Genomic DNA, 11,621 nt, shown 5'->3' with positions numbered 1-11,621 from the left:
TCCCTGTATAAGGGGTTATCGCGTTGCGGCCTGGTAGGCTGGGGAGAAACTCATCAGGCCGCAACGGACAAGATCGTCTGATGATTGGTAGATCAAGCTTTTCGGATAGATGAGCTCGAATGACCGACCTTGATCGAGTCGCTCTGCGTAGCGTTTATACTCGACCGATCCGAGATAGTAATTCCCTTCACGTATCGCGATTGCAACCTTATCGGTGAAGTCGTGGAGGAATTTGAAGTGGAGCAGGGCGCCTGTGACGTCGCCCGCCTTGCCTGGTGGGGCCATCACGTGACCGGCGGCGATATAGCGACGGCCGGGCAACCAGCGCGCGAGCGGCACTTTAGTGAGCAGCGGTGGCTGCCAGCGCGTGATGTCAACTGCAGGCAGCAGCCGAGCCAGCCCGTATGGCTCAAGCAGCTGCGAAAGTGCGTCGTAAAAAGCGATTTTGGGCGGCATCGGTTCATTATAAAACAGCCTCGCTCGCGCACCGCCCACCAGATAGTTGGTCGGAAAGCCGCGCCGACGGCGCTTCACATAGGTGTCTGAATCGAAGTAAGGACAGAAAGCTACGAGGCTCTCACCGGCACGATAACGATCGGGGCCGCCGAGCCAGCGTGGATACATATCGACCATCTCAGCGGTCATGCAATCGGCGCCAGTGCTCTCCAAATAACGGCACAGCGAGCGAAGATCAAAAGTTTCGCAGCCGGGATAGACAAAGAGTTCGTCTGCGTCGAGCGTCAGCGCCCACCGTCCCGGCGCGAATCGGTTGAGCAAGGCGCTGGTCCAGCGCGCGCCACCACGGGATTCTGAAAAGGGCTCGCGAATCTCGAACACATGAACATCGGGCTGATCGAGCAGGAATGCTCTCGTGCCATCATCCGAACGGTCATCGATCGCAAGGAAACGTCCAACCCCGAGACGGCGATGATGGCGCAGGAAATCGGGTAACCGCAGCATTTCATTGCGGAGCTTGCCGACCGCCACGATCTCATCGGCGCTGAAGTCGAGCGGCCGGTTATCAATCCGGTGAATAACTGGATCGGGACGCCGCTTTGCCCGTGGTAGCAACGTTAAAAGAGAGAGAGCCGCTTGCCCCCTTCCGATCGACCCTTGTTCCGCGTTCCGCGCGACCTGGCCGCCCGTCGCTGCTCGCGCCAGCAATTTCATTTTAGATATTCCACCAACCAATCACATCCGCATTATCTGCAGTAAAGACGGCGAATATAGGTGTTTTGGACGATCACGACGTCCCACGGGTTGGATCCAACCGCATAGCGAGACACAAATGTGCGCTTCTTCGCAATCAAGGAATATCGGCCGGCGACTTAGCGTCGGTTCCAAATAGAGTGCATTGTTCCCAAACGTCTTGAGCGTAGGCGTCGAGCCTCTGCGCGACGAGCTTTCTTCACGGGCTAGCTTGTTGGGAATTCGGGTCGTCCAGAAGCATTGGCCCCGGTCGACTTTGTGCAACACCGCCATTCGGCTGAAGTTTCAAGGCGCCGAAATCGAGGTCAACGGAAGTAGTCTCCGCCACGCATTCACAGGCGTATTCAGTTAACTGTAGGAGGAACTTTCCGCTGAGTAGATTAGAGTTATGGCCGACGGCTTCCGCAGAGCACCAATCGTGGACGGGGTCGTGCCGCGCAAACGAAGCGCTCACAAGCACACCGGCAGGAACGCGGCCCTGGGGGGCAATTAAGCAGGTGCTCTTGTACAGGAGGATGTCACAATGCACGGACGCGACCACATCCTCGCCGACTGCTCATGATAGGGCCCTGACACTAGACGGCGATTTGCGATTCAGGCATCTGCGGTGATGCCTCCGACTGCACCTGGTCGAGCACCGAGAGGTTCGCGATGAGCAGATAGATCAACAGGCTCGCGCAATAGACGACTTGCAAAATTACCGCGCTGGCGACGAACGCGATCGCGCCCGTGGCGAAACCCTGCTCAAGCCCCAAATACCACGCGGCAACCAGGATCAGGGCGGTTGCCGGAATAAGGGCGTATGCGCGAATAAAACGTCCCAGAAAAGCACCTACCACGGCGCTTGCGATCATCAGCACGAGCAAAATCTGCCCTCCCGCTCTTGCACCAGAGATGTTCCGGACGCACGATCGGCCGTATTGTAGCCACGAAATCGCTAAAAACATACCCCTTTCGCGCGGTCGTGGCCAGTCTTTGCTGCCCGTGCCGCTGCGCTGCGAGCGGGCGGGCGTTCTGTCCTGGAACGTGCTCGGTCGTCGATCCCGTCACTTGAAACCCTCTTCTGCCGAAAATTTGGTGTTTTTCGGTTCCAGGGGGCTATTTTCTATCTGGGTGGTCGACAATAGACTCGCAAATAGGAGCTTGGTCCTAGCTCCTCTGCCCTTTCCGTAGCAGGAGCCCGACTAGCTCTTCGAGGCTCTGCTCAATGTCTCCGGACTGGAAAGCTCTGGTATCGGGCTCAGACGAATGCGGCTCGATCAGGCGCAAATTTGCCCCGGCAGGCGCGGCCGGTTTCACTGGCTTCGGCTCCGAAATGGCCACGGGCTTAAACGACTGAGGCATGTCATAATTCGTCTGCTCAGTGATTGCAGGTTGAGGTGTGGCGCGTCGCGCCCTGGTACTCTTATCCGAAGATGGTTGCCTGGTTCTGAGCGAGCTATGCGGGATTTTGGGTGACGAGGCGATCAGGCGGCGTGGTTTTCCGGCACTTGGATGACCTCGATGCCGTTTTCGAATCTGACACCTGCGATGACCTTCGGCAACTGATTTGTGCCTTTCAGCCGCCGCCAGGTCTTTGATGCGGCGCAGAGCAGCTTGAACACCATCAACTTGGCAGTCGTTGACGATAACGAACCTTTCGTGCGCACCGTTCTGTGCCGGACCGTCGCGAACACGCTTTCGATGGGATTCGTCGTCCGCAAGTGGTCCCAATGCTCGGCGGGGAATTCGTAGAACGCAAGCATTGCGTCGCGATCTTTCGTCAGGCACTCGACCGCCTTGTCGTACTTCGCTCCGTATTTCTCGGCAAAGACATCGATCGCCACTTCGGCCGAAGCTCGGTTGGACGCCAAATAGACCTCGCGCAGATCCTTCTTCATGCTGGCCTGTACCGACACTGCGACTTTGTTCAAGATATTCGCGGTTTTGTGCACCCAGCACCGCTGATGTCGCGTGGCGGGAAAGACCTCGTCGAGCGCCTTCCAGAAGCCGAGCGCGCCGTCACCGACGGCGATTTCCGGGGCGATCTTCAGCCCACGGGTTTTCGCCTCGACGAGCAGTTCGTGCCAGCTCTGCGTGCTCTCGCGCACGCCGACCTGGAAGCCGATGAGTTCCTTCTTGCCTTCCGGCGTCGCGCCGATCAGCACCAGCATGCATTCGCTGTGGTCTTCCATGCGAGCCTGCAGGAAGACGCCGTCCGCCCACACGTATACGTACCGGCGCGCCGACAGATCGCGCTTCTGCCAACGCTCGTACTCGAGCTGCCACTCCGTCGTCAGTCTGGAAACCACCGCCGGAGAAAGATTCGGCGCATCCTTGCCCAGGAGCGCCGCCAGCGCCTCCTGGAAGTCGCCCGTCGAGATGCCTCGCAGGTACAGAACCGGCAAAAGTGCATCCAAGCTCTTCGTGCGCCGTGCCCACAACGGCAGGATCGCCGAGGTGAAGCGGATCCGCTCGCCATCGCTGGTCACCGCGCGATCGCGAATCTTTACCCGGGCGACTTCGACGGCGCCGATCCCCGTCTGGATCGTCCGCACTGGACCATGGCCGTGCCGCACGAGGCGGTCGCGGCCATCGGGAAGCTTCAAGCCCTTCATCGCGGCGAGAAACGCCTCGGCTTCCATCTCGACAGCCTGCGCAAGCAGCTGCCGAGCACCAGATCGCAAAATATTCGTCAGTGGATCGTCGATCTCATCGGGCTGACGCAGTGGGACAATGTTGCTATGCTCGTTCATGGCGTATCGCTCTCCTTGAGGTTCTGGCAGGCTCGACACCCGCCTCGATACGCCGCCTATCTCATTCCGTCATCACCCAGTTTCCCGCATAGCTCGTTCTGAGCTCGGGCGAAACGTAGGGCTGCAAGTGCAAGTACTCGGCGTGCCGCCTCCGAGAGACTAGCTCGCGCGTGCCGTAGCCGGCCGCGAAGCCAATGGCGAGCAGAACAAATATGACGAGGAGACCCACCATCAAACTATAATTCCTCGCTCATAATTCTGCCTCAGAGTCAGCCTGCTGCCGTCTATATCCTGTAGTTGATAGATGCCGTAATTGACGATTTGAAGGCACGTCTGTCGCCGCATTCGTGTTGGGTCTGCGCTTGCCTGAATCCCTCCCAACGAGTCGTGAGGTGTTTGCGATACAAGCTGTTAGCTGTACTCTTTTGATCCGGTGAGGCTCCTAGTTGCTGTGAACGCGCCGCCAGTTTGGCATCGCGCGTGTCGAGAGTGATGCGACAGCCACAGATCGCTCAACGTGAAGCATCGCAATAGGCAACCACGAATACCGAGATCCCGTCTTGTCGTTACAATCTGCAGATTCCATCACCACAGCCGATAACCGCGCGCATAAGATCGGGGCCGTCAACGGTTTGCGCGGACTCGCCATCATGATGGTGATTCTCTTTCACTTGCTTGTTCCGTTCACATCCACCGCGCCGGCGTTTCCTGGCGAACTTGATCCGAATGGTTTCCTAGCCATTGTCGCGAAGCACGGCTTCTTGGGTGTAAATATCTTTTTTGTGCTCTCCGGATTTGTTCTGTATCTGCCCTATCGCACAAAGAAGCGAGCCATCAATCGGCTCGCCGACTTCACGCATTTCTATTGGCATCGCGCAGCCCGGTTGCTTCCACTTTACTATACGGTTGTCCTCGTGACGGTTGCCCTCCATGCCAAATCGCCCGCTGGATCGCATGCGTGGTATCTGGAGCTCGGCGGACTGCTATCTACGCTTTTCATTTTTGTGCCGCACGGGTTTATGCCCCCCTCCAATCCTGTATTGTGGTCCGTAGGCGTTGAAATCTGGTTCAGCCTCTTGTTTCCGCTGCTGATTCTTCTGATCGCGCGCTTAGGCCTTCGAAGGTTGTTGCTGTTGAGCGTCGTCATCTGCTCAACTTTCGTGACGGTCGGGCACCTTATCGCGGTGGATCGGATTGGAATGTTTCGCCCGTTTGTGGGCGGGATATTTGGATCGTGTTACCAGTTCATATTCGGAATGTTGGTTTGCGATCTCTACGCTAAGTCCAGGGACAGCGTTTCACTCAAGAGATTTCAGTCGCGCGGGCTGCTGCCCGGACTGCTGCTGATGATTGCCGCTATATATCTCAAGGATAACGGCCCCTGGCCCGTCAGCATTCACTACGCCACGGTCTTTTGCGCTGGGTTTTCGATGGTGTTGCTGGCGGTCTTATGCGGGGCATGGTCCGCAAATCGCTTGTTCGAGGCGTGGGCACTTCAAGTCGTCGGATGCATGTGCTACAGTATTTATGCGTGGCATTCGATCATTATGGTTGAAATGATTCCACCCGATACATCTCCGTTGCAAGACACGCTTCGACTTTCATTTCCGTATCTTGCAATAACGATCCTGCTAAGCGTCCTGAGCTATCGATATATCGAATTTGGCCATCGGGGCGATTGGCGGTCGTTGTTCCTGTTGCGCACCCCCAATCTCGACGAGCTCTCCGACAAGGAGGTATCGCGTCATGCTGAGTCGAAGCCGGTTGCATCGTCCTGAGTGGACACTCTGCTGCGACATTTGGTGCGGATCGAAGGTATGTTCGGTGCCCGAGCGCGCGCCTGCGCTTCGGTCTTATGGCGAGTCCAGAGCGTTGCGGACCTCGGCGGCTTTTTTTGTATTCGGCCTGGCGCGATTGCTCTAAAGGCAGGGCGTCCTCACCTAGGCGACGATCGGGAAGCCCCGGCGTCGAGTTGACGAGAGCTGGCTCGCGCCCGCCGAGATTGTCTTCTGTTGCTGTGGCCACGCCTATCATGCCTTCTCCGAACCTTGCAGCCGGGGCCAGCAGCAGCGGGAGCGGTACCAACCCGTGATCATCGAATCGAAGCAATCGGGGGAACTGCTGCGCCGCGTAATGGTCGGTCACGGAGGGAAGCGCTCAGGCTTCGGGCGTGAAGGAATGGGTTCGCTTAGGATGGCGTGGCGCGAGCCACGGCCGGAACTAGCCTCCCACAAGTCCAGTGCTGCCTGTAATGGTGTGATCTGGAGGTTTGCCCACCAGGCGCGTTCATTGCCGTATCGATGCAATTCTTGGTGATGGAGGCGACATAGCGGCACCGTAAACTCGTCGCTGACCTTGCGCCCAAGAGTGCTTGGCTGAGCGAATTTCAGATGATGAGCATCGCAAGGGGTTTGTTGGCAAACGAGGCAGGGCTGCTCTCGGACAAACATCAGGTGGGCCTTGCTGCGCTTACGGAGCAGCTCTCTGGGATAGGCAAGCCCGGCCTCCTGCGGCGGCAGCGACGGGGTCGGGCTGGCAGCCGCATCCAGAAGCAGCTTCCCAGACATTCCGGGATCTGGCTCGAGGACGCCGGGTGCGGAGCTGAAAACGCGCTCGAGCTTGGTTTGATAGGCGGCCTCAACTGCCCGAGCATCCATCTCCAGGAGAGTGTTCTTGAGCGGAAGGCTGACCTTTGCCCAAGCGAGGAGCTCCTCGCTTGCCCGCAGAGCTTCGAGTTGGTTCAACAGATACTCTCGGAGCTCAGCGGATCGCTTCGGCTGTAGGATCGGGGCACGGTTGAGAACGCCCTTTGCGGGCTTGGTGGCTGCGCCAACAGGTGCCTGCGGCTCCGCCCCTGCTCCGGCCGGCGCGTCAGGGGCATCCAGATCATCCTCTCCCGCGATCCCGACCAGCGCGAACAACGCATAGCGTCTTGCATAAGTGAGGGCTGCGCCCATCCGGTGTGGTGCCTCGACATCCTTGGCGGCGCAGACCGGCCACTCCGACGCGATCCACTCGCCGGAGGAATGGGCCAGCAAGGTGGTGAGGTGGATCTGCGCCGTGGCCGCCTCGATCCGAGTCGTCTGGATGGTGGCGATCTCCTGCTGGCTCAGGGTCTTGCGAACGATCTCTAGACCGGAGGCAAGGGAGGCGTAACGGAAAGTGCGATCGTCCTCGCGCGGAAACGGCGAGCGCATGATCGCCGTCATGGTCTTCTCCGGATTGGTCAGCTCGGCTTGTGCGCGCGCAAGCGCAGCAGCAATGACCCCAATCCGCTCACTGGATTGGTGCATGGCCGCTCTCCATAGGTTGCGTCTCGAAGCTGATCGCGCCCGACTTGGATCGCTTGGCCCTGATCCCGTGGCCTACGGCTTCCTTGGCATCCTCCGGCATGAGCTTCTTTAGTTCTGACTTGGCGAGTTCATGCTCTCCGTGCGCCTCTCTGGTTTGAAGATAGGTCGCAGCTAGCTGGGCCCAATGGTTGGAGGAGGACATGTCCACGACTTTAACAGCCTCAAGCCGAGGCCGTGGGGCCTCAATGTTGAACAGAGCCGGCGGCTCTCCGCTCTGAACGCAACGCCAGAATTTTTTCTCGGCCGTCAGCAAAAGGTGCTGATAGAGTGGATCGGCGTCGATCTTGATCTCCACCCATTTGCCGCCGCCGGTGATGATTGAGAGTACAGCGGTGCGGGCTGCGACAACCCACATGTTGTGCTGCAGCTGAGCCATGTGTTTCTCGGCTGCCTCTTCCTCGCTGAAATTCCAAGGCAGCATGAATTTGGCTTCGAACACAGCTCCCGTCTGCTGAACGCGGCCGTCCAAAGTGGCGGCCATCCATCGATGCACTGGATGAAATATCCGACGCTGCAGGTCTATGACCCCTTGGCCGGTGTTGATCTCGTACCAATACAGATTCAGTTGTTCTGTTGCTGTGCCCAGCTGGACTAAGAGATTTTTTGAAAGATCATCGGGCTCGACCTCCCCCCGCTTTTCTTTCCAGAGCCGCAACAAGGCGAGATCGTCGTTGCCCATGATAATTCGTGCGTCAGAGCCGCCGAGAAAGGTTCGACGATCGGGATCAGTTTTTGCAAACATTCGCGAATCCATGCTTACTAGACCACACCAAAAAGGCGTTTTTAACGCTATGTGGAATGAAAAATATCATTTGGAATGAAAAAGTCAATCGCCGATCCTCTAACGAGTGCGCAGCTGCGCGCAGGACGCGCGTTAATCCGCTGGAGTGCGGAGGACTTGGCTCGTGCCTCCTCGGTGGGCTTGACCACAATACGCCGTGCCGAATTGACGGATAATGAGACTTCGATGACTGCGGCGAATAACCTTGCAGTCCGCGGAGCTTTGGAGGCGGCAGGCGTCGAATTCATTGACGCAAACGGCGGCGGACCCGGTGTTCGTCTGCGCAAGTCTAAACCCGAAGCCGGAGCGAGCGAAGATCCAAACGACCACCAGCCCTCGCGCGCTTAAGGCTATGCTGAAGCCGGTCTGGTTCTGAACATTTATCGGTGAAGTAAAGGTCTATTCGAGTAGCAACGAGCGGTGACGTCTTGATAGCGGCAGATCGGGGTCGAACAGGCGCCGCAGCAGGCCGCCTCGCCTCTAAACGAAGACGAGGAGTTGTGTGGTCGCCAAAAGCGACGAAACCTTTAGACTTCTTCTTGCTCCGGAATGCCAGCGTGCATTTTTGCGAGCATCCGCTCCAGAATCGGAACCTCGTCGTCCTCGAGTTTTGTCAGATCGACCGAGGGATCTTTCTGGCGACGATCGAACATGCCGCAATGTAACCCCACCTCGAGCACCACCTTGGCGGCGCGATCGTTGCCCTGCAACGCCTTTTCGGCTTGCGTCAGAAGAATGGCGCCAAACAGCGAGATCCGTTCGCTCTTCGGCCCCTTGCGAAGTACCCGGGTTGCGCTCAAGATTACTCGAGCCTCAGTTCGAATGTCTTTTTCGGTCATGCTCGGTCTCCAATGCGCGCCTACACAGGCGCGCGGCGATGGGGTGAAGCCTGCAAATGGAGTCTTCCCGCATACCGCATCGCGATGGTGAGAAGGACTCGCTGTCGTTACGAATTAATGCATCGAGCGGCTTTAAGGTTGGTCGGCGTCGCCGGACCACCGCCTCACGGACATCGCCCGCGGCCCGCTCCTCAAGAGCACGACGCACAATATTGAAACGCGAGCTTTTTTCAAACATATAGTTTGCGGCGCCGACAGGGATTCTCAGACGAGCCGCTGTTCGAAGCTTGTTGAAAAGAGTTGGTAGTTGAGCCATAATTAAAGTGCGGCGACGACGTCGCGCGCAGTGTCTCGGGATCCGAGGCAACGAAGTTCGGGCGGACCGCAGGACTTCGACTCTCTAAATAGCTCATCTTTATTTGGCCGGTGCAGAATCGCCGGCCGCCAACCGCGTGCGCCTCCAGCTCCACGGCCGAGCGGAGGTGAGGGCAAGTTATTGCCATCTTGGCCGATAAGATCGGAGCATCCCATGGTCCCGCGGTATCCCAGCAAGCAATTCAACCTTTCGATCTTGCAGGGTTCGCTGCTCATCACAGAGTCAACGGAAGCGTACGCCTGCCTGGAACAGGAATTGGCACGCGAGATACAACCCAAGAACATCGTCGAGAAAATCTTCCTTGCCGATGTTGCGGCGTGCTTTTGGGAGATGATGCGGCTGCGACGATGCAGGGACCACGTCATCAACTTTGCTTTTGGGCCGGCAATTTCCGAGGTCTTGGATCGTGTTCTGGGCCTACCCGAGACTGCTGTCGAGTGCGAAGCGCGTGCCGCACTCGAACGCGAGTGGTTCACCAAGCGGGAGGCGCGGCGCGAGGTTGCAAAGCGGCTCGCCGCGTTTCAGCTCGACGAAGGGGCTATTGAAGCTGCCGCGATTAGCAGCCAAGCCGATCAGCTCGAAAGGCTAGATCGGATGATTTCAGCGCAACAGGCACGCCTGCATCGCGCTTTTGACGCGCTAGCGGACTATCGAGAGGCTTTCGCTGTTCGGGTCCGGACGGCGGTGGAGCGAGCGACGGACCAATCTGGGCTCGCGCAGCTTCCTGCTCGCCAGAAAGCGGGGTGATCATGGCGAGCCAAAGTCAGATCGCAGCCAATCGGCAAAATGCTAGAAAGAGCACCGGGCCGCGCTCTCGCGGGGGGAAGAAACGCTCCAGCGGAAACGCGCTCAGGCACGGGCTATCCATTTCGTTCCGGGCCACCGCAGTGCAGGCCAAAGCGATTGAGAAGCTCGCCCAGCAGATGGCTGGCCCAAGGCCTGACCGCATTGCCCTTGGGTTGGCCCGGGCCGCGGCGAGCGCCGCCTTCGACCTCGCCCGCGTCCGTCAAGTCAGAACACAGCTGATAAAGGGCGTATCGGCGCTGGGATCTGTCGATCCGCCGCCAAACTTCACCTCACGAAGAGGCGGCTTGGACTACCTCAAGCTCGCGCTGCGAAGTAGCGTTTCGCCTCCGGCACGATCCGACCCGTGGGCGGCGATGCCCTCTGAAGAGGTCGCCCGCGATGCCGAAGCTGTACGCCGGGCGCTGCCTGAACTCGCTAAGTTGGACCGTTATGAGACTCGTGCCATCAACCGGCGCGATCGCGCAATTCGGGCGATGATCAGTTCATGGGCGTGGCGAAATGCTATCTAAAAATGTTATTATTATTAATACATTTTCAAGTAGAGCGTCAAATCGATCTGCAGAACGAAGCCAAATTCTTCGTTTGGTTTCAGCGCCCTGCACAAACGAGGGATGTCGCGCATGAGCGATGACACCCATACCCTTCGCAGCGGCGCTCTCACCGCGGCCGTCAAGGCGCACGGCGCCGAGCTGTGCTCGCTGAAGGACGGGGACGGCATCGAATACCTCTGGCAGGCCGGGCCGGAATGGCCGCGCCATGCGCCGCTGCTGTTTCCGATCGTCGGGCGCCTCGCCAATGACGAATTGCGGCACCGGGGCAAGACGTATCGGATGACCCAGCACGGCTTTGCGCGCGACAGCCGCTTTGCGTGGGGGGAGCGGGCCGAGAGCCGCTGCACGCTGGTGCTCGAGGACAGCGAGGCGACGCGCACGCTCTATCCGTTCGCGTTCCGCCTGTCGGCCGCCTATGCCATCGACGAGTCCGGCCTCGACCTCACGCTCACCATCGCCAACACCGGCAAGGAGACCTTGCCGGCTTCGATCGGTGGCCATCCCGCCTTCAACTGGCCGCTCCGATCCGGGCTGGCGAAAGAGAGCTACGCCCTGTCTTTTGCGCATGCGGAATTGTCTCCGGTCCGCCGTCTCGATGGCGGATTGCTGCGCGCTGCGGCAGAGCCTGGTCCCGTCAAGGGCACGGTGCTTCCCTTGTCCGAATCCCTGTTCGTCGATGATGCCATCATCTTCGACCGCATCGACAGCAATTCGGCGCGCTACGCTGCGGGGCAGGGCGCATCGGCTGGGCCCTGGCTGACAATGTCCTGGCGCGGCTTTCGCGAACTCGGCGTCTGGTCGAAGCCGGCGGGCGCGCCGTTCCTCTGCATCGAGCCCTGGCGCGGCTATGCGAGTCCCGCCGACTTTGCCGGCGAGTTCACCGACAAGCCCGGTCTGATGCACATCGCGCCGGGTGCGGAAGAGTCCTTGTCGTTCCGGATCGAGGTCGGATCGTCGTGAGGCTGGAGCG

10 protein-coding genes are annotated in these 11,621 nt (G+C 58.9%); 4 read left to right on the top strand and 6 right to left on the bottom strand.

Annotation, left to right across the window (positions count from 1 at the left end):
• Nucleotides 1-15: 15 nt before the first annotated feature.
• From LPJ38_RS34035 to LPJ38_RS34025, 3 genes are all read right to left on the bottom strand, one after another.
• Nucleotides 16-1,170, bottom strand: a complete 1,155-nt coding sequence (locus LPJ38_RS34035; RefSeq protein ID WP_145642925.1) for a glycosyltransferase family 2 protein — start codon at nucleotides 1,168-1,170, stop codon at nucleotides 16-18.
• 614 nt (nucleotides 1,171-1,784) lie between these two features.
• The gene (locus tag LPJ38_RS34030) at nucleotides 1,785-2,075 is read right to left on the bottom strand and encodes a hypothetical protein (RefSeq protein WP_145642927.1); all 291 of its coding nucleotides are present in this window, start codon (nucleotides 2,073-2,075) and stop codon (nucleotides 1,785-1,787) included.
• 600 nt (nucleotides 2,076-2,675) lie between these two features.
• Entirely contained in the window at nucleotides 2,676-3,944 is a 1,269-nt protein-coding gene (locus tag LPJ38_RS34025; RefSeq protein ID WP_035716818.1) for an IS256 family transposase, read from the bottom strand.
• A 560-nt stretch (nucleotides 3,945-4,504) separates the two neighbouring features.
• Here LPJ38_RS34025 and LPJ38_RS34020 point away from each other — a divergent pair.
• Nucleotides 4,505-5,722, top strand: coding sequence for an acyltransferase family protein (locus tag LPJ38_RS34020; protein WP_145639025.1), 1,218 nt, complete (start codon nucleotides 4,505-4,507; stop codon nucleotides 5,720-5,722).
• A gap of 363 nt (nucleotides 5,723-6,085) precedes the next feature.
• Here the strand turns inward: LPJ38_RS34020 and LPJ38_RS34015 are convergent, their stop codons facing one another.
• From LPJ38_RS34015 to LPJ38_RS34000, 3 genes are all read right to left on the bottom strand, one after another.
• Nucleotides 6,086-7,237 carry an ERF family protein gene (locus LPJ38_RS34015; protein WP_145639023.1) on the bottom strand — a complete coding sequence of 384 codons (1,152 nt, stop codon included), beginning with the start codon at nucleotides 7,235-7,237 and terminating at the stop codon, nucleotides 6,086-6,088.
• Entirely contained in the window at nucleotides 7,221-8,039 is an 819-nt protein-coding gene (locus LPJ38_RS34010; protein WP_231088486.1) for a YqaJ viral recombinase family protein, read from the bottom strand. The genes LPJ38_RS34015 and LPJ38_RS34010 overlap by 17 nt, the downstream gene beginning before the upstream one ends.
• Nucleotides 8,040-8,605: 566 nt before the next feature.
• The gene (locus tag LPJ38_RS34000; protein ID WP_145639017.1) at nucleotides 8,606-8,917 is read right to left on the bottom strand and encodes a hypothetical protein; all 312 of its coding nucleotides are present in this window, start codon (nucleotides 8,915-8,917) and stop codon (nucleotides 8,606-8,608) included.
• Between the two features lie 529 nt (nucleotides 8,918-9,446).
• Here LPJ38_RS34000 and LPJ38_RS33995 point away from each other — a divergent pair.
• The 3 genes from LPJ38_RS33995 (at nucleotide 9,447) to LPJ38_RS33985 (ending at nucleotide 11,611) form a co-directional block, all read left to right on the top strand.
• Complete coding sequence (locus LPJ38_RS33995; RefSeq protein WP_145639015.1) at nucleotides 9,447-10,040, top strand: hypothetical protein; 594 nt, start codon at nucleotides 9,447-9,449, stop codon at nucleotides 10,038-10,040.
• Between the two features lie 140 nt (nucleotides 10,041-10,180).
• Nucleotides 10,181-10,609, top strand: a complete 429-nt coding sequence (locus tag LPJ38_RS33990; protein WP_158644781.1) for a hypothetical protein — start codon at nucleotides 10,181-10,183, stop codon at nucleotides 10,607-10,609.
• A gap of 111 nt (nucleotides 10,610-10,720) precedes the next feature.
• On the top strand, nucleotides 10,721-11,611 hold the full coding sequence (locus LPJ38_RS33985) for an aldose 1-epimerase family protein (protein WP_145639011.1): 891 nt from the start codon (nucleotides 10,721-10,723) through the stop codon (nucleotides 11,609-11,611).
• The last annotated feature ends 10 nt before the right edge of the window (nucleotides 11,612-11,621 follow it).

The sequence above is a fragment of the Bradyrhizobium daqingense genome, from assembly GCF_021044685.1.
In the GTDB taxonomy this organism is placed as follows: domain Bacteria; phylum Pseudomonadota; class Alphaproteobacteria; order Rhizobiales; family Xanthobacteraceae; genus Bradyrhizobium; species Bradyrhizobium daqingense.
The sequence above is the reverse complement of the archived record's forward strand: the minus strand, read 5'-3'. Positions and strand labels throughout refer to the sequence as shown.